The 25,612-nt window shown below is 71.3% G+C and carries 18 protein-coding genes and 1 pseudogene; 13 read left to right on the forward strand and 6 right to left on the reverse strand.

Going from position 1 to position 25,612, the window contains the following annotated elements:
• The first annotated feature begins 305 nt into the window (after nt 1-305).
• Entirely contained in the window at nt 306-563 is a 258-nt protein-coding gene (locus ACFV9O_RS10900) for a hypothetical protein (protein WP_385415238.1), read from the forward strand.
• 198 nt (nt 564-761) lie between these two features.
• Nucleotides 762-1,037: a DUF2087 domain-containing protein gene (locus ACFV9O_RS10905; RefSeq protein ID WP_385415240.1), complete on the forward strand. Its 276-nt coding sequence runs from the start codon at nt 762-764 to the stop codon at nt 1,035-1,037.
• Nucleotides 1,038-1,051: 14 nt separating this feature from the next.
• Here ACFV9O_RS10905 and ACFV9O_RS10910 read toward each other — a convergent pair whose 3' ends face one another.
• On the reverse strand, nt 1,052-1,918 hold the full coding sequence (locus tag ACFV9O_RS10910) for a tetratricopeptide repeat protein (RefSeq protein WP_385415242.1): 867 nt from the start codon (nt 1,916-1,918) through the stop codon (nt 1,052-1,054).
• Nucleotides 1,919-2,038: 120 nt separating this feature from the next.
• On the opposite strand from ACFV9O_RS10910, the gene ACFV9O_RS10915 reads away from it, so the two are divergent.
• The 6 genes from ACFV9O_RS10915 to ACFV9O_RS10940 all read left to right on the forward strand — a co-directional run bounded on the left by ACFV9O_RS10915 (nt 2,039) and on the right by ACFV9O_RS10940 (nt 10,493).
• Nucleotides 2,039-2,959: an LLM class F420-dependent oxidoreductase gene (locus tag ACFV9O_RS10915; protein WP_385415245.1), complete on the forward strand. Its 921-nt coding sequence runs from the start codon at nt 2,039-2,041 to the stop codon at nt 2,957-2,959.
• 24 nt (nt 2,960-2,983) lie between these two features.
• Nucleotides 2,984-3,736, forward strand: coding sequence for an SDR family NAD(P)-dependent oxidoreductase (locus ACFV9O_RS10920; protein WP_385415247.1), 753 nt, complete (start codon nt 2,984-2,986; stop codon nt 3,734-3,736).
• Between the two features lie 100 nt (nt 3,737-3,836).
• The gene (locus ACFV9O_RS10925) at nt 3,837-4,955 is read left to right on the forward strand and encodes an LLM class flavin-dependent oxidoreductase (RefSeq protein WP_385415250.1); all 1,119 of its coding nucleotides are present in this window, start codon (nt 3,837-3,839) and stop codon (nt 4,953-4,955) included.
• Between the two features lie 478 nt (nt 4,956-5,433).
• On the forward strand, nt 5,434-7,173 hold the full coding sequence (locus tag ACFV9O_RS10930; RefSeq protein WP_385415253.1) for an amidohydrolase family protein: 1,740 nt from the start codon (nt 5,434-5,436) through the stop codon (nt 7,171-7,173).
• Complete coding sequence (locus ACFV9O_RS10935; protein ID WP_385415255.1) at nt 7,170-8,666, forward strand: aldehyde dehydrogenase family protein; 1,497 nt, start codon at nt 7,170-7,172, stop codon at nt 8,664-8,666. The genes ACFV9O_RS10930 and ACFV9O_RS10935 overlap by 4 nt, the downstream gene beginning before the upstream one ends.
• A gap of 267 nt (nt 8,667-8,933) precedes the next feature.
• Nucleotides 8,934-10,493, forward strand: a complete 1,560-nt coding sequence (locus ACFV9O_RS10940; protein WP_385415258.1) for an APC family permease — start codon at nt 8,934-8,936, stop codon at nt 10,491-10,493.
• Between the two features lie 185 nt (nt 10,494-10,678).
• Here ACFV9O_RS10940 and ACFV9O_RS10945 read toward each other — a convergent pair whose 3' ends face one another.
• Nucleotides 10,679-12,013, reverse strand: coding sequence for a hypothetical protein (locus ACFV9O_RS10945; protein WP_385415261.1), 1,335 nt, complete (start codon nt 12,011-12,013; stop codon nt 10,679-10,681).
• Between the two features lie 134 nt (nt 12,014-12,147).
• On the opposite strand from ACFV9O_RS10945, the pseudogene ACFV9O_RS10950 reads away from it, so the two are divergent.
• Nucleotides 12,148-12,660 (forward strand): annotated as a pseudogene (locus ACFV9O_RS10950) (helix-turn-helix domain-containing protein); the annotation flags it as partial.
• A 7-nt stretch (nt 12,661-12,667) separates the two neighbouring features.
• On the opposite strand, the gene ACFV9O_RS10955 reads toward ACFV9O_RS10950, so the two are convergent.
• Together ACFV9O_RS10955 and ACFV9O_RS10960 are read right to left on the reverse strand one after the other, a co-directional pair.
• A complete protein-coding gene (locus tag ACFV9O_RS10955) occupies nt 12,668-13,645 on the reverse strand; it encodes an SAM-dependent methyltransferase (protein WP_385415264.1) in 978 nt (325 codons plus the stop codon).
• Nucleotides 13,646-13,791: 146 nt separating this feature from the next.
• Nucleotides 13,792-15,312: a CehA/McbA family metallohydrolase gene (locus ACFV9O_RS10960; RefSeq protein ID WP_385415267.1), complete on the reverse strand. Its 1,521-nt coding sequence runs from the start codon at nt 15,310-15,312 to the stop codon at nt 13,792-13,794.
• Between the two features lie 207 nt (nt 15,313-15,519).
• Between ACFV9O_RS10960 and ACFV9O_RS10965 the strand changes: the two genes are divergently transcribed.
• On the forward strand, nt 15,520-16,350 hold the full coding sequence (locus tag ACFV9O_RS10965) for an LLM class F420-dependent oxidoreductase (protein ID WP_385415270.1): 831 nt from the start codon (nt 15,520-15,522) through the stop codon (nt 16,348-16,350).
• A gap of 294 nt (nt 16,351-16,644) precedes the next feature.
• Nucleotides 16,645-17,400 carry a hypothetical protein gene (locus ACFV9O_RS10970; RefSeq protein ID WP_385415273.1) on the forward strand — a complete coding sequence of 252 codons (756 nt, stop codon included), beginning with the start codon at nt 16,645-16,647 and terminating at the stop codon, nt 17,398-17,400.
• A 108-nt stretch (nt 17,401-17,508) separates the two neighbouring features.
• On the opposite strand, the gene ACFV9O_RS10975 is transcribed toward ACFV9O_RS10970, so the two are convergent.
• Together ACFV9O_RS10975 and ACFV9O_RS10980 are read right to left on the reverse strand one after the other, a co-directional pair.
• On the reverse strand, nt 17,509-20,904 hold the full coding sequence (locus ACFV9O_RS10975) for a S8 family serine peptidase (protein ID WP_385415276.1): 3,396 nt from the start codon (nt 20,902-20,904) through the stop codon (nt 17,509-17,511).
• Nucleotides 20,905-21,096: 192 nt separating this feature from the next.
• A complete protein-coding gene (locus tag ACFV9O_RS10980) occupies nt 21,097-21,345 on the reverse strand; it encodes a DUF397 domain-containing protein (protein ID WP_385415279.1) in 249 nt (82 codons plus the stop codon).
• Nucleotides 21,346-21,509: 164 nt separating this feature from the next.
• On the opposite strand from ACFV9O_RS10980, the gene ACFV9O_RS10985 reads away from it, so the two are divergent.
• Both ACFV9O_RS10985 and ACFV9O_RS10990 read left to right on the forward strand, forming a co-directional pair.
• Entirely contained in the window at nt 21,510-24,101 is a 2,592-nt protein-coding gene (locus ACFV9O_RS10985) for a bifunctional FO biosynthesis protein CofGH (protein WP_385415282.1), read from the forward strand.
• Nucleotides 24,102-24,403: 302 nt separating this feature from the next.
• Nucleotides 24,404-25,519, forward strand: a complete 1,116-nt coding sequence (locus ACFV9O_RS10990; RefSeq protein ID WP_385415285.1) for an ADP-ribosylglycohydrolase family protein — start codon at nt 24,404-24,406, stop codon at nt 25,517-25,519.
• Nucleotides 25,520-25,612 lie beyond the last annotated feature (93 nt).

Below are 25,612 nucleotides of genomic sequence, written 5' to 3' on the forward strand. Positions count from 1 at the left end.
ACGCGCAGGGGAGACGAGCGGGAGGCAGCCACCTCGGCATTTCCCGCGTATGCCATATGTGTGCACTGCATCAGTGCCGGACACCTCCGCACGCCCGGATGGACCCGTCCGCCCGGCGTGCGGATGTCCGGACGGGGGCCGTGAGGACTGCCTGGAGTCCGGAGCGAGGGGCAGGCCCGCAGTCACCCGAAGGTGGCCCCACCGCCGTGCGGGGCTCTGGGCGCGTGCATGACACTGGGGCGATACCCTGCTCCGCCGACCGCACGACAGACAAGGACCCCCTTCCCATACGCACTCGCCGCGCCGTGGCCGCCGTGGCGTTCCTCGCCGGTACCGCACTCGCCGGCGGCGGCGCCGTAGGTGTCCAGTGCCTCGCGTCACCGGACACCGGGGTGACCGTGCATTCCGAGCCGAAGAAGAGCCGCGCCGACTACATACGCCTGTGGGAGGCCGAACTCGCGAAGTCGGGCCGGACGCTCCCCGCTGGAACGGACCGGATGACGACCCAGGAGATCATGGACGCCTGGACGTCTGAGCGGGCGAAGTACGCCGAGCCGAGCTGATCCGCCGGCCCGGCGAGCCGGCGAGACCACGTGGGACGAGAACGCATGAGAAGAACGGGGCCCGGAGGGGGCCCCGTGCCCTTTGTGGCGTGGATCAGGCGGCGTTGGCCTCGACGGCGCACACGTTGCCGGGCAGACACCTGAGCCTCAGCGAAATCCCTTTGCCCCTTCGGGCGCCCGGCTGCGAGGCTCCCGGCCATGTCTGACGACGGATCCAGCGGTGCGCACAGCGTGGCCGCCCTCTTCTCGCGCGGCCGGCTGACGGCGATCCCCAGGAGGCCGGCCCGCCGCGAGCAGTTGCTCACGCACCTCGCCGAGACCCTGTTCGAGCCGGACCGGGCCTACAGTGAGCGCGAGATCAACGAGGCGCTGCTCACGGTGCACGAGGACTGCTCGGCGCTGCGCCGCTATCTGGTGGTGGGTGGTCTGCTGTCGCGGACGAGGGACGGCAGCAGCTACCGGCGGGTGCGGTAGCCCGCCGGTTGTGGTTACGCCTGGTCCTGGGGCCGCTTGCCCCTGATCGTGCCGATCACGGCCTCCGCCCACCCAGGGTCACCGGCGAGCCGGCCCGCCTCGTGGATCTGTTCGTCGGTCATGCCCTGCTTGGCGAGCTCGATGGCGTCGTGGATGCCGTTGCCGTTGCCGTGCTCGTACATCGTGAAGTACCAGCGGACCGCCTGGACCGGGTCCGGGGCGGTGCCGAACCCGTCGCGGTACCAGCAGGCCGCCGCGTACATGGCCTCCGTCTCGCCGCGCTCGGCCGCCCACAGGTACCAGGCCAGGGCCTCCTCGTCGCGGTCCACCGCACCGAGGCGGTCACCGAGCACGCAGCCCGCCACGCTGATGCCGTGGGCAGCGGCGCCGGCCAGCAGGCGCAGCTTCTCGTCGCCGTCGCGCGTCGCGGCAAAGTTGAACAAGCCGTACGCGTCGCCGGCGTCGGCCGCCGCGCGGAACAGTTCCGCGGCCCGTTCCTCGTCCTTGTCCACACCCTGGCCGGTGGCCAGCATGTGTCCGTACGTACGCTGCCCCGCCGGATGGCCGGCATCGGCGGCCGCCTTCGCGTACTCCACTGCCATGGGCAGCGCGGATTCGTCGTAGTAGTCCAGCAGGATTCCGGAGAGCAGCGCCGCCGCATCCGCCGAGCCCGCGTCCGCGAGGACCTTCAGCTCGGGAGCGGCCACCCGGGATGCCTGGTTCGCCCCTTCGAGGCTGGCCTGCATCGCCGCCTCCACCCAGGCGTGGCCCGCCGCGACCCAGTCGCCCGCAGTCGCGGCGCGCTCGGCCGTGGCCAGCAGCTCGGGGACGGGGCGTGGCTCGGGGGCGGCCGCGGGCGGGATCAGGGGTGCGTGGCTCATGCGGTGCACTGTAGACAGCCCCGGAATCCCGGCACCCGCACACCCCTTGTCTGATGGAGCGTCAGCCAAGACCATAGGGTCCATCGTATATGACGGATCGTCAGATCAAGGGGATGGGCCATGGTGGTCTACGGGATGCAGCTCCCGGTCCAGTCGCAGAGCACCATCTACGCCGAGCCCTGGGAGGCCGCCGCCGGCCCCGCCGATCTCGCCGAGATCGCCCGCGCCGCCGACCGCGCCGGCTTCGACTACCTCGCGAGCTGCGACCACGTCGCGATCCCGCGCAGGCTCGCCGACGCGATGTCGACCGTCTGGTACGACCCCGTCGCCACGCTCTCCTTCCTCGCCGCGATCACCGAGCGCGTCCGGCTTCTCAGCCATGTCGCCGTCGTCGGCCTGCGGCACCCCCTCCTCACCGCCAAGCAGTACGCGACCCTCGACCACCTCTCCGCCGGCCGCCTGGTCCTCGGTGTCGGCGCCGGTCACGTACGCGAGGAGTTCGAGGCGCTGGGGGTGGACTTCGAGCGCCGCGGACCCGTGCTCGACGAGGCGATCGACGCGCTCAGGGCGGCGCTCGGGCCTGAGGAGTTCCCGAGTTTCGCGGGGGAGCGGTTCGCCTTCGAGGGGCTCGGGCAGAAGCCCCGGCCCGCCCAGGCCCGCGTGCCCATCTGGGTCGGCGGCTCCTCGCCCGCCGCCGTGCGCCGGGCCGCGCTCAAGGGCGACGGCTGGCTGCCGCAGGGTGATCCGCGCGACCGGCTCCCGGCGCAGATCGCGAAGCTCAAGGCGCTGCGCGAGGAGGCGGGGGTCAGCGGCCCCGTCGAGATCGGCGCGATCACCGAGCCGCTGTACGTCGGCGACGCGTCCTGGGACGTCGGCCGCCGCACCCTCGCCGGCAAACCGGACGCGCTCGCCGAGTCGCTGCGCGCGTACGGCGCGATGGGCGTGGACCAGATCCAGGTGCGGTTCCGCAGCCGGAGCCGCAGTGAACTCATCGACCAGATGACGGCCTTCGCCGCCGACGTCGCACCACACCTGAACTGATGTACCTGAACCGAGGAGAGTGGCATGGGGAAGCTGGACGGACGGGTCGTCCTCATCACGGGCGCCGCACGCGGCCAGGGGGAGCAGGAGGCCCGGCTCTTCGCCGCCGAAGGGGCGAAGGTCGTCCTCGCGGACGTCCTCGACGACCAGGGCGAGGCGGTGGCCAAGGAGATCGGCGGGCACTACGTGCACCTCGACGTGAGTCAGGAGGCCGAGTGGGCCGCCGCCGTCTCCTCCGCCAAGGACGCCTTCGGCCGCATCGACGGCCTGGTGAACAACGCCGGCATCCTGGCCTTCAACGAGCTGGTGAGCACCCCGCTGGAGGAGTTCCAGCAGATCATCCAGGTCAACCAGATCGGCGCCTTCCTGGGCATCAAGAACGTCGCACCCGAGATCGAGGCCGCGGGCGGCGGCACGATCGTGAACACCGCGTCGTACACGGCACTCACCGGTATGACCTACGTGGGCGCCTACGCGGCGACCAAGCACGCCATCCTCGGCCTGACCCGGGTGGCCGCGATGGAGCTGGCGCCGAAGAAGATCCGGGTCAACGCCGTCTGCCCCGGTGCCGTCGACACCCCGATGAGCAACCCGGGGGGCGCGGACCCGGAGGCGCTGGACGAGCTGTACAGCAAGCTCGTGCCGCTGGGGCGGGTCGGGCAGCCGGAGGAGGTGGCGCGGCTGGCGCTGTTCCTGTCCAGCGACGACTCCTCGTACATCACGGGCCAGCCGTTCGTCATCGACGGGGGCTGGCTGGCGGGGGTCAGCGTTCTCTGACGCATCGTCAGGTATTGACGCCTCGGACGCGCGGTGGAACAGTCGACGCATTCAGATCTGACGGTATGTCAGAAACCGTAGGGACGGTGGTGGGACCCCCATGGAATTCGGGCTCTTTGTGCAGGGTTACGTCGGCAAGCGCGCCGAGACCGACCCCCTCGCCGAACACAAGGCACTGATGGAGGAGACCGAGTACGTCATCCAGGCCGACAAGTCCGGCTTCAAGTACGCCTGGGCCTCCGAGCACCACTTCCTGGACGAGTACTCGCACCTCTCGGCGAACGACGTCTTCCTCGGTTACCTCGCGCACGCGACCGAACGGATCCACCTGGGCTCGGGCATCTTCAACCCGCTCGCCCAGGTCAACCACCCGGTGAAGGTCGCCGAGAAGGTCGCCATGCTCGACCACCTGAGCGAAGGGCGCCATGAGTTCGGCTCGGGGCGCGGCGCCGGCTCGCACGAGATCCTGGGGTTCATTCCGGGCGTCACCGATATGAACTACACCAAGGAGATCTGGGAAGAGACCATCGCCGAGTTCCCGAAGATGTGGCTCCAGGAGGAGTACGTCGGGTTCCAGGGCAAGCACTGGTCGCTGCCGCCGCGCAAGGTCCTGCCCAAGCCGTACGGCAAGTCGCATCCGGCGATGTGGTACGCGGCCGGCTCCCCGCCCTCGTACGCCATGGCCGCGAAGAAGGGGCTCGGGGTGCTGGGCTTCAGCGTCCAGAAGGTCTCCGACATGGAGTGGGTGCTGGAGCAGTACAAGACGGCGATCGTAGACGCCGAGCCGATCGGCGACTACGTCAACGACAACGTGATGGTGACGACGACGGCGATCTGCGCGCCGACGCACGAGGAGGCCGTACGGATCGCGGTCGGCGGCGGGCTGCACTACCTGCCGTCCCTCGTCTTCCGCTACCACGACACCTTCCCGCGGCCCGAGGGCTTCCCCGAGTGGCCCGAGACGCTGCCCGAGTACAACGAGGAGATCATCGAACTCCTCATCGCCGAGGAGCTGTTGATCTGCGGCGACCCGGACGAGGTGCTGGCGCAGTGCAAGCGGTGGGAGCAGGCGGGGGCGGACCAGCTGTCGTTCGGGCTGCCGATCGGGATCTCGAAGGAGGACACGCTGCAGACGATCAGGCTGGTCGGCGAGCACGTGATCCCGAAGATCGACACGGACCCGGTCCACCGCACCACCCGCTTCCGCGAGTCCGCTTGACGGCGGGCTCCGCCCCCGGCCGGCCCCTGCCGGGGCTGCGCCCCGGGCCCCGTTGCGCCCTGCGGGCGGCTCCCCTGGCCGGGGCGCGGCCCAGTGGGCGCCTGCGGCGGGCTTCCTCCCCACCCCGCCCCTTCCCGAACCGGGGGCTTCGCCCCCGGACCCCCGGGACGTAGCCGGTACCGACCCTGCGGCCCGGGTGTCCGTCCTCCAACGCTGGACGGGCTCCCGAAGGAGCCCCGGAACGGTGTCCCGGCACGGGATCCAGGAGGCGGCGCCCCGGAAGGGGGCTGGGGCCTGCCCCCAGTTCGGGAACGGGCGGGGAGGGAAAAACGCGACCCACCCCCACCCCCACAGACCGCGGGCGGCGTCTTCCCGGACCGCCACCCGCGACCGGCCCGGTCGGAGGGCCGCGCGGCTGCGGCCGGCCGCGGGGGCCTCCGACCGGGGCACCGATCAGCGACGAAAGGGACGCCAACCCATGCTGGACCACCTGATCAAGGGCGCCACCGTCGTGGACGGCACCGGCGCCCCCGCCTACACCGCGGACGTCGGCCTCCGCGACGGCCGCATCGCCGTCATCGCCGAGCCCGGCACCGTCACCGAAGAGGCCCGCACCAGCGAGGACGCGGCCGGGCTCGTCCTCACCCCCGGCTTCGTCGACCCGCACACGCACTACGACGCCCAGCTCTTCTGGGACCCGTACGCCACGCCCTCCATGAACCACGGCGTGACCACCGTCGCGGGAGGCAACTGCGGCTTCACGCTCGCCCCGCTCAACCCCGACCGCCCCGAGGACGCCGACTACACGCGCCGCATGATGTCCAAGGTCGAGGGCATGTCCCTGGTCGCGCTCGAAGAGGGCGCCCCCTGGAACTGGCACACCTTCGGCGAGTACCTGGACGCCCTCGACGGCCGCATCGCCGTCAACGCGGGCTTCATGGTGGGCCACTGCGCCCTGCGCCGGCACGTCATGGGCCCGGACGCGGTCGGCGGGCAGCCCACGCCCGAGCAGCTCGACGCCATGCTGCGGCTCTTCCACGACGCGATGGACGCCGGCGCCTTGGGCCTGTCCACCACGCAGTCGTCCACCCACTCGGACGGCGACGGACAGCCCGTCGCCTCCCGTCACGCGAAGCCGGCGGAGCTCCTCGCGCTCTCCCGCGCCGTCGCCGAGCACGAGGGCACCCAGCTGGAGGCGATCGTCGCGGGCTGCCTCGACCAGTTCTCGGACGACGAGATCGACCTCTTCGTCGAGATGAGCGCCGCCGCGGGCCGCCCGCTCAACTGGAACGTCCTCACCGTCGACGCCGCCGTACCCGAGCGCGTACCGCGCCAGCTGGTCCCGAGCGAGCGCGCCCGCAAGGCCGGCGGCCGGATCGTCGCCCTCACCATGCCGATCCTCACGCCCATGAACATGTCGCTCGGTACCTTCTGCGCGCTCAACCTCATCCCGGGGTGGGGGGAGATCCTGGGCCTGCCCGTCCCCGAGCGGATCGCGAAGCTCCGCGACCCGGACGTCCGCGCCGGGATGCTGCGCCGCGCCGACTCCAAGGAGGCGGGCGTCTTCCGGCGCCTCGCCAACTTCGGCCGGTACGTCATCGGCGACACGTACAGCGCGGAGAACGAGGGCCTGAGCGGCCGGGTCGTCAACGACATCGCGGCCGAGCGCGGCCAGGACCCGTTCCAGTGCCTCGTCGAGATCTGCGCCAACGACGACCTGCGTACGGTCCTGTGGCCGATGCCCACCGACAACGACCCCGCGAGCTGGGCCCTGCGCGCCGAGACATGGCAGCACGAGGACGTCATGCTCGGCGGCTCCGACGCGGGCGCGCATCTGGACCGGATGTGCGGGGCGCCGTACACCACACGCTTCATCGGCGACTGTCTGCGCGGGCGGAAGCTCGCCTCGCTGGAGGAGGCGGTGAAGATGCTCACCGACGACCCGGCGCAGCTCTTCGGCCTGCGCGAGCGCGGCCGGATCGTCGAGGGCTTCCACGCCGACCTGGTCCTCTTCGACCCGGAGCGGATCGACGCGGGCCCCGCGACGCTCGTGCACGACCTGCCGGGGGACAGCCCGCGGCTCGACTCCCGGGCGGTCGGGATCGTGTCCGTCCGCGTCAACGGCGTCGAGACCATTCGCGACGACGAGGTCACGGGAGCGATCCCGGGCAAGGTGCTGCGGTCCGGCCGCGACACCAGGACGGTGAGCACCCGGTGAACGCACCCAGCACACCAAGCGCATCCGGTGCATCCGGCGCACCCCAGCGGCTGTTCATCGGCGGCGAGTGGACCGAGCCCGACCGCGGCCACTACGAGGTGATCGACCCGGCGACCGAGGAGGTCGTCGGCCTCGCGCCCGAGGCGAGCCGCGACCAGGTGTACGAGGCCGCGGCCGCCGCCCGGGAGGCCTTCGATTCCTGGTCCCGCACCGCTCCGGAGGAGCGCGCGGCGGTCCTGGACCGGGCCGCGGACGTGATCCAGCGCGAGTTCGACGCGTACGCGGAGCTCGCCCGCGCCGAGACCGGCGCGACGACCGGGACGGCCCGCGGCATGCAGGTCGCGGTCGGGGTGTCGCGCTTCCGCCGGTACGCGAAGGGCGCGCTGGAGCCCGTCGAGCAGGGACTGCCGCCGCAGATCAACGAGGCCGGCCCGATGGGCAGGGCCGGCGTCTTCGGCGCGCTCGCCGCACGCCGCCCGGTCGGCGTGGTCACCTGCATCACCTCGTACAACAACCCGTGGGCGAATCCGGCCGGCAAGGTCGCCCCCGCGCTCGCCATGGGCAACACGGTCGTCGTGAAGCCCGCCCCGCAGGACCCGCTGTCCGTGTACCGGATGGCGGAGGCGCTGGCGGAGGCGGGCGCGCCGCCGGGGGTCCTCAACGTGGTCAGCGGCACCCGCACGGAGGTGGGCGAGGCGGCCGTCGACTCCCCGGACGTCGACATGGTCAGCTTCACCGGGTCCACGGCCGTCGGGCAGCGCATCGGCGAGGTGTGCGGCCGGGCGATGAAGCGGCAGCTGATGGAGCTGGGCGGCAAGGGCGCGGCGCTCGTCTTCGACGACGCCGATCTCGACTCGGCGGTCATGGGCATCGGGACGACGTTCGCCTTCTACAGCGGCCAGATCTGCACCGCCCCCACGCGTGTCCTCGTCCAGCGGGGCGTCCACGACCGGCTGATCGAGAAGCTCACCGGCTACCTCGCCTTCATGAAGGTCGGCGATCCGGCGGCGCAGGGCACGGTCGTCGGCCCGGTGATCTCCGCGGCGCACCGAGACCGGATCGAGTCGTACGTCGAGCTGGGCAGGAAGGAGGGCGCCCGGCTGGTCGCGGGCGGGGAGCGCCCCGGCTTCGCGCGCGGCTTCTACGTGGCCCCGACGCTCTTCGCCGACTGCACCAACGAAATGCGGATCGTACGGGAGGAGATCTTCGGCCCGGTCGTGGTCGTCGTCCCCTTCGACGACGAGGAGGAGGGCATCGCGCTCGCCAACGACAGCGACTACGGACTGATCGACTATGTGTGGTCGGGGGACGCGGCCCGGGCCTTCCGGGTGGCGCGCCGGCTGCGGGCCGGCGGGGTCGGGGTGAACACGATCGGCCGCAACATGGAAGCCCCGTTCGGGGGGTTCAAGAAGAGCGGGGTGGGCCGGGACGTGGGCTCGTACGCCCTGCACGCGTACAGCGAGCTGCAGGCGATCGTGTGGCCCGGCGGCTGAGCGTCCGCCCGCCGGCCGAGCCGCTCGCCGCGCCGCTCCGTGACTGAGACATGAACCTCACGGGAAAATTTTGAAAGGGGCAAAACGGGCGCTGCTGCGGTTTCCGCAATCCGGAACGCCTGGATGTGAACCTGCGAAAGCTTGAGGCGGATCCTGGGTGACCTTTCAAACGCTGGTTGAACGATGATCGACTCGCCAACATCCAAGGTCGAGGTAGCGGAGTTAAAGCTTCCGGATGCGGGAACCGCAGCACTTAACGTCCTCTTCATGACTCAGCTGGAGACGCGACCCCAGGTCGGAGACACGGTACGGGGACGCTCTGAAGGGGGCGTCCGGGCGAAGGGACTGGAGAAGAACTCCGTCGGCCTCCTCGGCAGTGCCGTGATCGGTATCTCGACGGTCGCCCCCGTGTACTGCCTGACCTCCACCCTCGGTTCCACGGCCGGCGAGGTCGGCCTGCAGATGCCCGCCGTGTTTCTGGCCGGCTTCCTGCCCATGCTTCTCGTCGCCTTCGCCTACCGCGAGCTCAACAAGGTGATGCCGGACTCCGGCACCTCCTTCACCTGGACGGTGAAGGCCTTCGGCCCGCGCGTCGGCTGGATGTGCGGCTGGGGCCTGGTGATCGCCACGATCATCGTGCTCTCCAACCTCGCCGGCGTCGCGACCTCGTACTTCTGGCTGCTGGCCGGTGAGATCACGGGCAGCGAGTCGATCGCCGCCCTGGACGGCAACAAGGCCGTCCACATCCTCACCTGCCTCGTCCTGATCGCCGTCGCCACCGCGATCAGCTACCGCGGAATGACCGCCACGAAGCGCGTGCAGTACGCGCTCGTCGGCCTCCAGCTCGTCGTCCTCGCGGTCTTCGTCGCCATGGCCCTGCAGAAGGCGGGCAGCGGCGCCCTCGACACCGGCCTCGACTTCTCCTGGTCCTGGATGAACCCCTTCGCGGTCCAGTCCTTCGCGGCCTTCACCGCCGGCCTGTCGCTGTCGATCTTCATGTACTGGGGCTGGGACGCCTGTCTGTCCACGAACGAGGAGACGACCGGCTCCGACAAGACCCCCGGCCGCGCCGCGCTCATCGCGATGGTCGTCCTGGTCGGCTCGTACCTCGCCACCGGCATCGCCGCGCAGATGGCCGTCGGCTCGGGCGACAAGGGCCTCGGCCTCGCCAACCCGGACACCTCCGACAACGTCTTCGCCGCCCTCGCCGGCCCTGTCATGGGCCCGGTCCTCGGCATCGCGCTCTTCGTCGCCGTCCTCGCATCGGCGGCGGCCAGCCTCCAGACGACGTTCATCCCGGTCGCCCGCACGGTGCTCGCGATGTCCGCGTACGAGGCACTCCCCGCGTCCTTCGCGAAGGTCCACCCCCGCTACAAGGTCCCCGGCAGGGCCACGATCGTCGCGGGCATCGCCACCGGCGCGTTCTACACGGTCATGACCCTGGTCAGCGAGCACGTCCTGGTCGACACGATCTACGCCCTCGGCCTCATGATCTGCTTCTACTACGCGCTCACCGCCTTCGCCTGCGCCTGGTACTTCCGCCAGGAGCTCTTCCGCTCCGCCCGTGACTTCGCCTTCAAGGGCCTCTTCCCGGTCCTCGGCGGCATCCTGCTCACGGCGGTCTTCGGCAAGACCCTCTACGACATGTGGGATCCGGCCTACGGCTCCGGCTCCGCGGTCTTCGGCGTCGGCTCCGTCTTCGTCATCGGCGTCGGCCTGCTGCTCCTCGGCGGCGTGATCATGGTGGTGATGCAGCGCCGCAGCCCGGCCTTCTTCCGCGGCGAGGTGCTGACGAAGGAGACCCCGTCGCTGGTCGTCGCCGACTGATCCCCGGCCCGTCCTTCTCCGGCTGAACCTCCGGGCCCGGCCTCCTTCCTCGGGGGCCGGGCCCGACCTTTCCGGACGTCACCGGGATTCAGCGGTAACGGACAGGCCCCGCTGGTGTCGAACGACCACTGCCCTGCGGGGACGGTGTCGCCGAAGGAGCAGGGGAAGCGGCGGACTGCCACCGGTCAGTCCACCGATGATGCGTCCTCCAGGATGCGGCGGCGCGCGCGTACGGCCGCGGCCAGGAGGAGTTCGTCCGTGACCATCTCCGCGTCCAGGGAGGGCTCGTTGACGGGAATCCGCTTGCGACGGTCGATGAGGCGCTCCAGATCCGGTACGGCGGGCAGGGCATGGCGGCCCAGCTTCGCGAGGCTCTCCATGAAGGCCTCGCCGTGGGCCTGGTCGTCCAGCTGCCGCACCAGCAGGCCCAGCAGCCGGGGAAGCGAGGACGCTCCCGCGTGCCGGAACCACAAAGGCGCACACGACGCCTGCATCGCATTGGGCCAGGAGAAGGTGAGGTTGTACAACTGAGCGGCCTGGCGGAACGTCAGGGGGCCCGCGTCCAGCAGCGGGCCGAAGATCTCGGGTGCTCTGCTCAGGCGGGCGATGCCGATGGGCCGGGTGGCGAGGTGCGCGGCGGCAGCGCGACTGTCGTGGATCCGCGAGGTGCCGCGAGTCCACCGGCGGCGCTTCGGGTGCGGGGTGACCTCTGTCCCGGCGAGCAGGGCCGCGTGCTCACGTACCGCCGCCTCCGAGATCAACGCGGTGCGTACCGCGTCGTCCCCGCCGGGCAGGGCGATGTGCGGCACGAGATGCGGCAGCAGCTCGACGGGCGCGGCACGCCAGCCCTGGCAGGCCCGCCGCGCCAGTTGGACACCCACCTGCTGGAGGACGATCGGCCGGCCCTTGCCGAGAAGATGCCGGGCCAGCGCGTACGTCTGCGCCTCGCGGTCGAGCCGGTACAGCCCGCCCGCCCAGCGCTCACCGATCCACGGTACGTACGGGGCGGCCTCCTCGGCATCGGCCAGCAGCGCCGCGTCGAGCGCCGGCCACTCCGCAGACCGCGCATCCCCCAGCAGCGAGAGGCGGGCCAGGAAGCGGACCGCGGCCAGGGAGTCGTCGCGCAGCTCCTCGGCGGCCTCGGGGAGCACCAGGCCGGTGAGAGCAGTCCGCACCACCGGGTCCGTCAGCTCCCGCAGCGCAACGAGCGCGAGATCGGCCCGCCCCGACCGTACGAGCACATCGGCGGCCCGTCGCCGTACTCCCTCGTCCTCGTCCGCCAACCGGGCGTGCGCCGCCTGTGCCGCCGCCTCCCAGGCATCAGCTCCATGTACGAGGCCGCGCAGCAGCTCGAGTGCCTCGCGGCGTACGGACGCCGGTTCCGCGCCGGTGAGCTGGAGCAGCCGACGCGCGACGGGCCCGGCGCGGTCCTCGCGCACCGCCTCGAACACCGCTGAACGGGACGGGTGGCCGCCTGTCGACGTCGTGCCGTCGGCGACCGCCTCGTCCAGCCACTTCATCGGACGGGGCGGTGGCCGCCCTTCCGCGCGAAAACGTTCGTCATGTGCATGATCCTGTCACACGGCTACTCGACCCGGAGGACGATCTTGCCCTGCGTGTGGCCCTGCTCGCCGTACGCGTGCGCCTTCGCCACGGCGACGTGCTGACCTCGGCGGGCATCGCCGCGGGCGTCGATCTGTGCCTGCATCTCGTACGCCGCGACCACGGCGCGACGGTGGCCAACCAGGTCGCCCGCCGCTGTGTCGTACCGCCGTGGCGGGACGGCGGCCAGGCCCAGTTCATCGAACGGCCCGTCCCGGAGCCGACCGCGGCGACGACGGCCGCCACGCGCGCGTGGGCGCTGGAGCGCCTCCAGGAGCCGCTGACCCTCGGCGAGCTGGCCGATCACGCCCGGATGAGCCTGCGCACGTTCACCCGCCGCTTCCGTGACGAGGTCGGCATGACGCCCGGCCGCTGGCTCACGGCCCAGCGCCTCGAACTCGCCCGCCAGTTGCTGGAGTCCAGCGACCTGTCCATCGACCTGGTCGCCCACCGGGCCGGATTCGGCACGGCCAACTCCCTGCGGCAGCACATGCGCACGCTGCTGGGCACGTCACCGGCCGCCTACCGGCGTACGTTCAACGGCCGGGAGGGGGTGCGCCTGTGACCGGCGGTCACGCCCTTTCGAGGACCATGCGCAGAACGGTGTAGCGCTGCTCGCGCAGGAACTTGAGCGCCGTGCGTTCCTCTCGGATGACATCGGACACCGCGCTTGCACCGATGAGTTCGGCACCTCGCTGCCGGTTGGCCTCCGCCCGCTCCAGCCAGCTCTGGACCGTCAGGACGCCGTCATCCGGGTCGCTGCGCACGTCCACGAGCTTGTACAGCCCGATGCTGGCGTCGATGAGCTCGGAGAGGGTCGGCAGGAAGCACTCCGGGAACACCTTGCGCGATGCGTGGAAGCCCTCGCGGATGTTCTGGACCCCGTCGTAGACGTCCTTGAGGGCGAGGTGTCCGTCGGCGTCGCCCGGCGTCCTGCCCTGCGGGGCCAGTTGCCGCGCCGGCAGTACCAGGGACGGGAGCCAGCCGCGGGTGTTCCAGGCGTTGGCCTGCAGGGAGAGCCGCCCGCCCGGTCGCAGCCAGGAATGGGCGCTCCGGAAGAACTCGCGGTAGCGGGCGACGCGCTTGGCCCGCCAGATGTTGTTGCCCGCGAAGTGCTCGATCGCCTCGATGGCGATGATGGCGTCGTAGGGCGCTTCGGGCTCGTGGTCGAACCAGTTCTCGACCCGCACCTCGCAGCGGGGCCAGTTTCGGTCACGGATCCAGGCGGCCTGGCCCGGACTCATGGTGATCCCCACGACGTGCCCTACGCCGTGTGTCTCCGCCAGCCGCTGCATGAGGCTGCCCCAACCGCAACCGACGTCGAGCACGCGCGCGGCACCCACGGCCTTCGCCGCTTCGGCGTGGTAGTCCAGCTTGCGCAGCTGGGCCGATTCGAGGGTGTCGCCCTCCTCCCACATTGCGTAGGAGTAGGTGAGTTCGGGCCCCAGGGTCAGCCGGTAGAAGTCGCCCAGGAAGTCGTACTCATGGCGGATCGACTTGGGTGATGTGCCCTTGTAGGCGTGGGGCTTCCTCGACGCGAGCAACACCATCACTCACCTGCCGTCATGGAGATCCGAAAAACCAGACAGACTATGACAAAACCTCAGCTTAGTCCGTGAGGTGCTGTCCGGCGATTCCTCGGCCCCGAGCAGGCCGCTCGGCCCGGACCGACGGCCCGGGCCGGGCGGCCTTCAGGTCAGGAGGCGTGCCCCAGAAAGACGGGGTTCGTGAACGCGGACAGCGGCCCCGGGAGTCCCGGGACGGGGACGACCGGCGCGTGCCGCACCTCGGCCCGTACGTACGCCGCGTACGCCGCCGTCGTGTGCCACTCCACCGTGCCCGTGCCCTCCGCCGGGAGGGTCGCCGTGTGCAGCACGCCCTGGTCGGTGACGATGCGGGCCGTGCGGCCGGGGGCTCCGGTCACCTCCAGGCGTACGGTCACCGGGTCGTCGGCGTCCACCCGCAGCCGCTCGCCGATGCCCGCATGCTGCCCGCGGGGCCCGGACGCGGAGAAGGACAGCGACACGGCCGCCGACTCGGCGACATAGCTGCGCCCCGCGCGGATGCCGTCGAGGATCGCCTCGCGGGTGAGATCGTCGGCGAGGACGACGGTCTGCGGGGTGCCGACGGGGTCCGGGTCGCGGTGGGCGTCGCTGCTGCCCATCGCCGGGGTCCACCGCTTCCCCGAACGCGCGGACGCGACCAGCGTGTTGTCCCAGGCGGCCAGGGACACCTCGTCGTCCGGCGTGTACGGACCGTTCCACACCTCCACCGCGTCCGCCTCGCCGAAGCCGAACTTCCAGTTGCAGCCGATGCAGGTGGCGTGCGGGTGCGCCGGTACGACCAGGCCGCCCGCGCGGCGGATCTCGCGGGCGTAGTGGCCGAAGCGGTTGTCGCGGACGCGGTAGCGCCAGTCGACGAACGTGCCCGGGTCGGTGCCGAGGGCGACGCCGTGACCGTTGCGCGTGGTGACCTCCTCGCCGAGGAGGACCAGCAGGTCGTCGCCCGCCGCCTCCGCCCAGTGGGCGTGCGCGGCATGCGTGTTGTGCTCGCTGCTGTTGATGAAGTCGAGCCCGGCGGCGCGGGCGAGCGCGGCGATCTCGGCGGGCGTGCGCCTGCCGTCCGAGTACCAGGAGTGCAGGTGGCAGTCCCCCCGGTACCAGGCCCGGCCACGCCCCTTGGCCCGCTCGGGCGGGTACACCGGGCGGGGGGCCGGCGCCTGGGGGCCGTACGTGAGCGTGAGCGTGATCGTGTACGGCAGGCCCTGCGGCGCGACCGTGTACGGCCCGAGCGCGATGTGCCAGGTGCCCGCGCGGATCGGCCCCGGGACGTACCCGGGCGTCGCGTCGTCGCCCCGGATGAAGAACTCGCTGCGCGCCCCGCCCGACCAGCCCCGGAAGCCCTTCCCGCCGAGCTCCGTGCCGCGCTCGTCGAAGATGCCGATGTCCAGGGCGTTGCCCTGGGTGCCCGCGGGGACGGCCGGCTTCTCGTACGCGTACGAGACCCGGATCTCCGCGACACCGCGCGGGATTTCGACCGGGAGGTACACGAAGTCGGGGGAGCCGGGCGGGAGGGTGCCGCGCACGACCTTGGTGGTGCTCTCTTCGGCTGCTGCCTCGGCGAAGCTCACACTGCTCAACGTAAGGGCGGCAGCGGCTCCCGTCACGAACAGTCCACGTCTGCTGATCGAGTGTTCACCGTGCTCGTCGTTGCACATGCCGTCGGCTCCCCGGGGGTTGGTGAGAGGGACAGGAGTGGCGTTGGACCAACCTCGTACTCGGCCGTGAACCGCGGGGCAAGGGAAAGGGCTGCACGGGTTGCGCGGCCGTGGCGTTACGGGCCCTCGGAATTCCGCACCGTACGGCGTACCTTGGGCCCGCCACCGACAAGACGACTGATGCACGGACGCCGACGGAGGAGCCGTATGCGGATCTCGACCACGATCTTCCTCACGGACGAGACGATCACGCCCGTGCGCCTGGCACGCGAACTCGAGGTGCGCGGCTTCGCCGGGCTGTACCTGCCCGAGCACACCCACATCCCGGTCGAGCGGACCACCCCGTACCCCGCGGGCGGCGACCTCCCGCCCGAGTACGGCCGCACGCTCGACCCCTTCGTCGCCCTCGGCCAGGCCGCGGCGGTGACCGATCGCCTGCTCCTGGGCACCGGCATCACCCTCGTCGCCCAGCACGACCCGATCGTCCTCGCGAAGCAGATCGCGACCCTGGACTTCGTGAGCGGCGGCCGCTTCACGCTCGGCGTCGGCTTCGGCTGGAACAAGGAGGAGGCGGCGGACCACGGCGTCGAATGGACCACGCGGCGCGAGCTCGGCCGCGACCGGATGCTGCTGATGCGCGCCCTGTGGGCGCCCGAACCGACGGCGCACAAGGGCGACTTCGGCTCGGTGCGCGCGTCGTACGCCTACCCGAAGCCGGTGACGGACGGCGCCCCCCGCATCCTGGTCGGCGGGGCGGCCGGCGCGAAGCTCTTCTCCCACATCGCGGAGTACGCGGACGGCTGGATGCCGATCGGCGGGCGCGGCCTGACGGAGTCCGTGCCGGCTCTGCGCGAGGTGTGGGGGAAGGCGGGCCGCGACCCGGGCGCCCTGCAGATCGTCCCGTACGCCGTCCTGCCCTCGGCGGGCAAGCTCGCGCACTACGCGGAGCTGGGCGTGGAGGAGGTGGTGCTGCAGCTGCCGCCGGCGGGGGAGGGGGAGGTGCTGGGGGTGCTGGACGAGTACGGGCAGTATCTCTGACCGACCGATTCGAGACCCCGCTCACGAAGTCCCCGTCCCGGCCGCGACGCACGGGACGGGCACCGCCAGGAGGCGAGGCCCGCAGGTCTTGCACCAGGGCGGGCCTGCGGCCGGCTCCATCCCCAAGCGTCCAGTGGCCGCAAAGGACATAGCCAAAGCATATTCGGTTGCGTCGATATCCACCTTGCTTGACGTAGGTAAAAGGCTTACGTTTATGTCATAGGTAAGGGCGGGTGCCGTCCGGACTCACGACGTCGCGGTTGCAGCCCCGCCGAACGAACGGAGTGCCCGACGATGCAGACGCAAGATCCGCGGGTGAGCCCGCTGCTGCAGGAGGTGCTCTCGGCCCACGGAGGGCTGGAGCGCTGGCGGCAGGTGCAGACGGTGCGGGCCACGATCGTCACCGGCGGCCTGCTGTGGGGGATGAAGGGCCTGGTGCAGGATTCGGATCCCCGGGAGATGACGGTCTCCGCGCACACCCAGCACGCCTCCGTGTACCCGTTCGGCGCGCCGGACCAGCGCACCGACTTCACCCCGGATCGCATCGCCATCGAGAAGCTGGACGGTCGGACCGTGGCGGAGCGCGCCAACCCGAGGGCGTCCTTCGACGGCCATGAGATGCGCACGCCCTGGGACCCGCTGCACCGCGCCTACTTCAACGGATACGCGTTGTGGACGTACCTGACCACACCCTTCCTCCTCGCCATGCCCGGCGTCGAGATCTCGGAGATCGCACCGTGGCAGGAGGGCGGTGAGCGCTGGCGGGGCCTGCGCGCGGCCTTCCCGGCGTACATCGCGGGACACAGCACGATCCAGGACTTCTACTTCGGCCCGGACAACCTGCTGCGGCGGCACGACTACCACGTCGACGTGGCCGGCGGGTTCGCCGCCGCGCAGTACGTACACGACATCGTCGAGGTGGACGGGCTCCGGTTCCCCACCGTGCGCCGGGCCTACCGGCGGGACGAGGCCGGCTCGGCGATCCGCGACGAATTGCTGGTCTCGATCGACATCAGCAACCTGCGATGCGAAGGAACGACGACAGAATGAGACCGGGAGGGGCCGCTCGCGCGGACTCCCGAGGCACGGGCAGGCGCCAGGGGACAGCAGAAGGGCCCGCCGGATGGATTCCGGCGGGCCCTGCACTGCTTCCGGCGGCTACTTGAGGAGGTAGGCCTTGATCACGGTTTGCTGGAAGGAGTTGCCGGCGGCGTCCTTGACGTAGGTGCGCAGCGAGACCGAGCCGCCCGAGGAGACGCGCGGGTGGTCCACGGTCACGGTGCGCTCCATGCCGGAGCCCTCGACCGTGGCCGGCTGCCAGGTCTTGCCCTCGTCGTAGGAGACCTCGGTGGTGAAGGTGCGGATGGGCGACACGGCAGCGCCGACCGGACGCTGGATCAGGACCGGGATGTCGAGCTTGCCTCCGGACATGGCCCGGTTCCACTCGTCCAGCTTCGGCGACATGCGCACCGCGTACAGCGGCAGAGCCTGGCGTGTCGTCGTGGTCTGCGACCGGAAGCGCCACTCGGCCCGCACGTCGGAGGAGATGGAAGAGACGGGGTTGCGGTCGCGCTGCACCTCGAGGTTCAGCCGGTAGTCGGCGGGGGTGGCATCGGCCGGTACCGGGGCATAACCCCACCATTCCGAGACCAGTTCACCGTTGCGCCTCAGCTGCGCCGTGGGCCGGCTGGCGGTCGTCGTTCCCGCCACCAGGTCGAGATTCCCGTTGGCGGAGTCCTGGATGGCGTACTGGATCGTGTCTCCCTCACGGAAGGTGTTCATCCCCTCGGGAGCGAACCCCATGGCCTGTACGCCCTGGTTCCATCGCTCCTCGACCGTCGCTCCGGCCTTGTAGCCGTGCCGGGTGCTGAGGTACATCTGCCCGTTCGGGCTGTCCGGAGCGAGGAAGTCGAACTGGTCGAAGGCGGTCTGCCAGCGCAGGCCGTCGGCCGCCGAGAAGTAGTCGACCCGCCGGCTCGGAACCGGAACGCCCTTCATCATGTGCCAGCCGATACGCAGGTTGTCGACATCCGTGTAGACGAAGCGGAAGGCGGGGGCTCCCGGCGCGGTGGCGGCGAACGTGGTGTTCACCCTGGCCAGCTCCGACTTGCGGGGGTGGTACGCGGGATCCGCCGGGATGGCGCCGTGCACCGGCCGGGTGAGGTAGTAGACCGAGGAGGGGTTCGTACCGGCGGTGGCGGGCTCACCCCAGACAGTGCTCACCAGGTAGGTGAACTTCGAGTCCTTGTACTGCGCCGTCGGGGTGGCGTACACGCCCTCGATGCGGTCGCCGCCGATCGCGTTGTTCATGGTGACGGAGAACAGCCCGCCGTCCAGGCCGACGGTGCCGATCTCGGCCGACATGATGCGGGCCGAGCGGCTCGGGGCCGAGACCGTGACGGGCTTCGCCTTCCGGGCGTCGATGGCGACGTCCCGGTCGGTGCTCATCACGACCTTCGGCGCACCGACCACGGTGCCCTCGGTGAACGCCGCGTCGAAGAGGAAGCCGCTCACGGAGTAGGTGTTGTCGCGCGGCAGCCTCAGCTCGGTGCTGTCCTTGCCGTGCAGTTCGAGCTCGTAGGTCTTGCGATCAGCCGAGCTGACGATCAGGTAGGCGTTGTCGGGAGCCTTGCCCGAGCGGTCCTTCACGGTGATGCGGAGGCTGTATGACGGCTGCTCGACGTCCATGCCGACCGGGGTGCGCACCGAGACGGCCTTGTCGGCGGTGGACGCGATGACCACGCCGCTGTACGCCTTGTAGGACGTGGCGGTCTCCGGGGTCGCGGTGACGGTGACGTCCGCGGTGCCGTGCGCGGGCACTGTGACCTCGTCGGCGCTGAGGCGGAACAGGCCTTCCGGTGCGGGCTTGTTTCCGTCGTAGGACACGTTGAGCGACAGGCCGAGGGTGACCGGCGCGCTGCCCGGGTTGTTGTAGGTGATCGTCTTGTTCACCGGCGGCCGCCCGCCGTCGGACCAGCGGATCTGCCCGTAGTCCAGTCCGGTGGGCTCGGCGGTGACCTGCTGGTCGACCGCTCGGGCGATGTCGACCCGACCGGCGCCCTGGCGGTAGGCGCCGCGCTCGAGGCCGCCCGTCGTCGACTGCATCAGCTGGCGCTTGACCTGCTCCGGGGTCCAGTCGGGGTGCTGCTGGAACAGGATGGCGGCGGCGCCGGCGACGTGCGGGGTCGCCATCGAGGTTCCGGACATGCCGGTGTAGCCGTCCTCGGCGGTCGTACCGCCCGCCCGAGCGGCGACGACGCCGACGCCGGGGGCGACGAGGTCGGGCTTGAGGCCGAAGTCGCCCACCCGCGGGCCGATCGAGCTGAAGCCGGCGAGTTCGTCGTCGATCTGGGTGGCGCCGACGGCCAGCGCGCGGTCGGCGGAGGCGGGCGAGGCGACCTTGCCGGGGCCGCTGTTGCCGGCCGCGGCCACGACCAGGACGCCGTGGTCACGGGTGACGGTGTCGACCATGGCCTCGATGGCGTCGGTCTCCGGGGTGTCGACATCGCCCAGACTGAGGCTGATCACCTTGGCGCCGTGCTCGGCGGCCCAGGCCATGCCCTCGATGATGTCGGAGTTGTCGCAGTAGCCGCTCGCGGTGCAGACCTTGCCCGACAGGATCTGCGCACCGGGCGCGACGCCCTTGTACCGGCCGCCGGAGGCCGCGCCGGAGCCGGCGACGGTCGAGGTCACATGGGTGCCGTGGCCGTTGAGGTCGTCGGTGTTCGGTTCGGTGGTGAAGTTCGCGGAGTCCGCGATGAGGCCCTTGAGGTCCGGGTGATTCGGGTCGTAGCCGCTGTCGAGCACCGCGACCTTGACGCCCTCGCCCTGGTAGCCCTTCGCCCAGGCCTGGGGCGCCCCGATGTGCGGCACCGTCTGGTCGAGCTGGACCTTGGCGTGGCCGTCGAGCCAGACCCGGCGTATGCCGGCGCTGAAAGAGCCGGCACCCGCCTTGGCAGGGGCGATGCTCTCCCAGAACTCCGCGGCTCCCTTGCGCTGTTCGCTGAGGGTCGCGAAGGAGGTACCGGGGATGGCATTGACCTTGCCGGCCCCGGCCGCGGTCAGCCGGCTCTCGGCGGTGTCCGCGTCACCCGCGTACTCGACGATCAGCGGCAGGCTCGGCCGCTCGGCGTACTTCTCCTTGACCAGGGCCGAGACGTTGAACAGGGCCTTGTCGAGGCGGTCCGCCGCGAGCAGGGGAAGCGCGTCGACGGGTATGACCGTCCAGTCGCGACCGTCCTGACGCTTGACGAACTTGACGTGCTCGCGGCCTTCGGCGGGCTCGACCGAGACGCTCTGCCGGCCCGACGGGTCCGTCTCCACGGTGACGCGGTCGCCCGTGATCAGGGTGACATGGTGCCGAGTGGATCGGGGCGAATCGGCCGCCTTGCCCCGCACGACCGACTCGGCCTGATCGGTGCCCTGAGCCGTGTCCTGAGCGGCACCAGGTGTGGCGGTCAGACCTGCCAGCAGCGCTACGAGAGCAACGGCCGCCATGTACTGCGGCCGGGGTACGTGTACCCGCGGCCGCCACCTGTTGTTCATGTGTCTCATGAGGGGACAGCGTGGTGCCACAGATCGTGGGGGTCAGCACTTTCCGCTGTCCAGCAGGTGTCAAGTCACCTTTACGCCACGGCGAAGGGGGCGCGAAGCGGTCCAAACCGTGAGCAATGAGTGCGCATGTGCTCGATCCCGTGGCCTACGCGTGCACCCGGACCAGCGATCGGACGATCCGAACGAAGTGGCCTAGGCGTCGACGCGGGTGGACTGCGTGTGCGTGACGAACGCGGACCAGCGGGCGGGCGCGAAGGCGAGCTGGGCCGGCGGGGTTCCTGGAGTCGCGCGGACGTGGATGGTGGTGGGGCAGGTGGCGACTTCCAGGCACTCGTCGCCTTCTGCGTCGATGTGGCTGGACTTGCGCCAGTTGTAGGCGACCTCGACGCAGGTGCCACCTTCGCCGCTGCTGTAGCTGCTCTTGAACCAGTCGAGTTCCATGGTCCATCGCTCTCCCACAGGAGGGGAGTCACACCCGGATCGCGGCGACGGTCACGTCGCGTTTCCGCCGGCAAGCGGTCAGCAACCGGTCAGCGGCCGATTGTGGCCGCTTCATGGTCGCTTGTGGGCACTCCGCTGTCCGCCCGCGCTCGTATGCTCGCTGCATGACGGATCACCAGCCCGGACACCAGCCCGGACCCCCCACCGCCAACGCCATGCGCCGCGCCCTCAAGCGAGCCCGGGACGGCGTCGCCCTCGACGTCGCCGAGGCCGCCGTGCTGCTGCAGGCGCGTGGTGCGGATCTGGACGACCTGTGTGCGTCCGCGGCGCGCGTGCGGGACGCCGGGCTGGAGGCGGCGGGCCGGCCCGGGGTCATCACGTACTCGAAGAGCGTGTTCATCCCGCTCACCCGGCTGTGCCGCGACAAGTGCCACTACTGCACCTTCGCCACCGTCCCCGGCAAGCTCCGCCGCGCCGGGCACGGGATGTTCATGTCGCCGGACGAGGTGCTGGACATCGCGCGCCGGGGCGCCGAACTGGGCTGCAAGGAAGCGCTGATCACGCTCGGGGACAAGCCCGAGGACCGCTGGCCCGAGGCGCGGGAGTGGCTGGAGGCCGAGGGGTACGACGACACGATCGCGTACGTACGGGCCATGGCGATCCGCATCCTGGAGGAGACCGGGCTGCTGCCGCACCTCAACCCCGGGGTCATGACCTGGACCGACTTCCAGCGGCTCAAGCCGGTCGCGCCGTCGATGGGCATGATGCTGGAGACCACCGCGACCCGCCTGTGGAGCGAGCCCGGCGGGCCGCACTACGGGTCGCCGGACAAGGAGCCTGCCGTGCGGCTGCGGGTGCTGGAGGACGCGGGGCGCAGCTCCGTGCCGTTCACCAGCGGGCTGCTGATCGGGATCGGCGAGACGTACGAGGAGCGCGCGGAGTCGCTGTTCGCGCTGCGCCGCGTCTCGCGGGCGTACCACGGCATCCAGGAGCTCATCATCCAGAACTTCCGCGCCAAGCCGGACACGGCGATGCGCGGCATGCCGGACGCCGAGCTGGACGACCTCGTCGCGACCATCGCCGTCGCGCGGCACATCATGGGGCCGTCCGGCTGTCTGCAGGCGCCGCCGAATCTGGTGGACGACGAGTACGGGCGGCTCATCGGCGCCGGGATCGACGACTGGGGCGGGGTATCGCCCCTCACGCCCGACCACGTCAACCCCGAGCGGCCCTGGCCGCAGATCGACGAGCTGGCCGCCAGGTCGGGGGCCGCCGGCTTCGAACTGCGCGAACGGCTCGCGGTGTACCCGGAGTTCGTGCAGCGCGGCGAGCCCTGGCTGGATCCGAGGCTGCTGCCGCACGTACGGGCGCTCGCCGACCCGGAGACGGGGCTCGCTCGGCCCGACGCGCTCCCCGTCGGTCTGCCCTGGCAGGAGCCCGAGGAGGCGTTCACGTCCGCCGGGCGCACCGACCTGCACCGCACCATCGACACCGACGGGCGTACGAGCGACCGCCGTGACGACTTCGACGAGGTGTACGGCGACTGGGAGGCGCTCCGCGAGGCCGCGGCGCCCGGCATGGTGCCGTCCCGCATCGACACCGACGTCCGGGCCGCGCTCGCGACCGCCGCCGACGACCCGACGAAGCTCGGCGACGACGAGGCCCTCGCCCTGCTGCACGCCGACGGGCCCGCGCTGGACGCGCTCACCCGGATCGCCGACGACGTGCGCAGATCGGCCGTCGGCGACGACGTCACGTACATCGTCACGCGGAACATCAACTTCACGAACGTCTGCTACACCGGCTGCCGCTTCTGCGCCTTCGCCCAGCGCCGCACGGACGCGGACGCGTACACCCTCTCGCTCGAGCAGGTCGCGGACCGGGCGGCGCAGGCGTGGGACGTCGGGGCCGTCGAGGTCTGCATGCAGGGCGGCATCCACCCGGACCTGCCCGGCACGGCGTACTTCGACATCGCACGGGCCGTGAAGGAACGCGTGCCCGGCATGCACGTGCACGCCTTCTCGCCGATGGAGGTCGTCAACGGGGCGACCAGGACCGGGATGTCGATCCGGGAGTGGCTCACGGCCGCGAAGGAAGCCGGGCTCGACTCCATCCCCGGGACGGCCGCCGAGATCCTCGACGACGAGGTGCGCTGGGTGCTGACGAAGGGCAAGCTGCCCACCGCCACCTGGATCGAGGTCGTCACCACCGCGCACGAGCTGGGCATCCGCTCGTCGTCGACCATGATGTACGGGCACGTGGACCAGCCCCGGCACTGGCTCGGACACTTCCGTACGCTCGCCCGCATCCAGCAGCGGACCGGCGGCTTCACGGAGTTCGTGACCCTGCCCTTCATCCACACCAACGCGCCGGTGTACCTGGCGGGAATCGCCCGGCCCGGCCCGACGACCCGCGACAACCGGGCGGTGACGGCCATGGCCCGGCTGCTCCTGCACCCGTACATCCCGAACATCCAGACCAGCTGGGTCAAGCTCGGCACCGAGGGCGCCGCGGAGATGCTCCGTTCCGGGGCGAACGATCTGGGTGGCACGCTCATGGAGGAGACCATCTCCCGGATGGCGGGCTCCAGTTACGGCTCGTACCGCTCGGTCAAGGACCTGGTCGCCATCGCGGACGCGGCGGGGCGGCCGGCGAAGCCGCGGACGACGCTGTACGGGGAGGTGCCCGAGGAGCGGATCGCGGCGGCGGCGGCGTCCGACGGTCATCTGCCGGAGCTGCTGCCCCTGGCCGACTGAGTCCCGGCCCCGTCAGCACCGGGGCCGGGTCCTGGGCAGGACTGCGGTCCCGGTGCCAGGGGTCCGGCCCCTGGTCCCGGCCCGGGACCCGGGCAGGACCCCGGTTCCGGACAGGATCCAACCGATCAGCAGGTCCCGCTCCGGTACGGGTGCGCCGAGTGGCGTCGGGTGCGGTGATGAACAGCGATCAAAACCGGCCTGAAGGGTAACCGGCCACATACCCCTCCGGCTGGATTCCGCCCATGAAGCGATCTCACGCGGTCGATTACAGTGCTGCGCACAAGTGGGGAGGGAGCAGTCGCGTGACCACAGCAGCCGCAGCCGTGTGGGGCCGTACCGAGCAGCAGGACTTCCGCGCCCGGGTGCGCGGCTGTCTGCTCGGCGCGGCCATCGGCGACGCGCTCGGCGCCGGGGTCGCGGAGCTGACGGTCGAGGAGATACGCGCCGCCCACGGCCCGGACGGCGTGGCCGACCTCGTTCCCGCGTACGGCCGCCGCGGCGCCGTCACCGCGGCCACCCAGCTGACCCTCTTCACCGTCGACGGCCTGATACGCGCCCAGGTCCGCCGCGACACCGGCGCCTGGCACCCGCCCACCGACGTGCACCGTGCCCATCTGCGCTGGGCGGCGACCCAGCGCGACTGGGGCCCCGACGAGCGCCGCAAGGACAACGGCTGGCTCGCCCGCGAGGAGTGGCTGTACACCCGCCGCGACCCCGACCGCTCCAGCCTCACCGGGCTCGCCGACGAGACCCTCGGCACCCTCGACAAGCCCAAGAACCCCACCGCACGCGACGCCGGGGCGCTCGTCCGCTCGGCGCCCTTCGGGCTGCTGGTCGGCTGGGAGCCGCAGCTGGTGTGCCAGCTGGCCGTCGAGTGTGCCGCGCAGACCCACGGCCACCCCACCGCGTATCTCTCGGCCGGTGCCTTCGCCGTGATCGTGCACGGCCTGGCCCGTGGCGAGACCGTCGACGGGTCCGTGCAGCGCGCCCTCTCCCTGCTATCGCCCCGCCCCGGCCACCAGCCGGTCACCGACGCGCTGAAGCAGGCCCTCGGGGCCGTACGCCAGGGCATTCCGAGCCCGGCCCGCATCGCCGACCTCGGCAACCCGCAGCACGCCGAGGACGCCCTCGCCGTCGCCGTCTACTGCACCCTCGTCGGCGAGGACATCCGCCACGGCCTCCGCCTCGCCGTCAACCACGACGGCCCCTCCCACACCACGGCCACGCTCTGCGGCGCCCTCCTCGGTGCGCTCCACGGCGAGACCGCCCTGCCCCCGGCCTGGCTCGCGGAGCTGGAGGGCCGTCCCACCATCCTCGAAATCGCCGACGACTTCGCCATGGAGATGACGCAGGGCCCGGCCCTCCACGGCCCCGCGGTCTCGGCCCCGGGCTGGCTGCTCAGGTACCCGCGCGGCTGAGGCCGAAGCACCCGGCCGAGGCCGAGGCGCGCCGCCCAGCCGGGGTACGCGGCCCAGCAGTGGCACGCGGGCGGAGCCCCAAGCACGCGGCCC

The sequence above is a fragment of the Streptomyces sp. NPDC059909 genome (genome assembly GCF_042730885.1).
GTDB lineage: Bacteria > Actinomycetota > Actinomycetes > Streptomycetales > Streptomycetaceae > Streptomyces.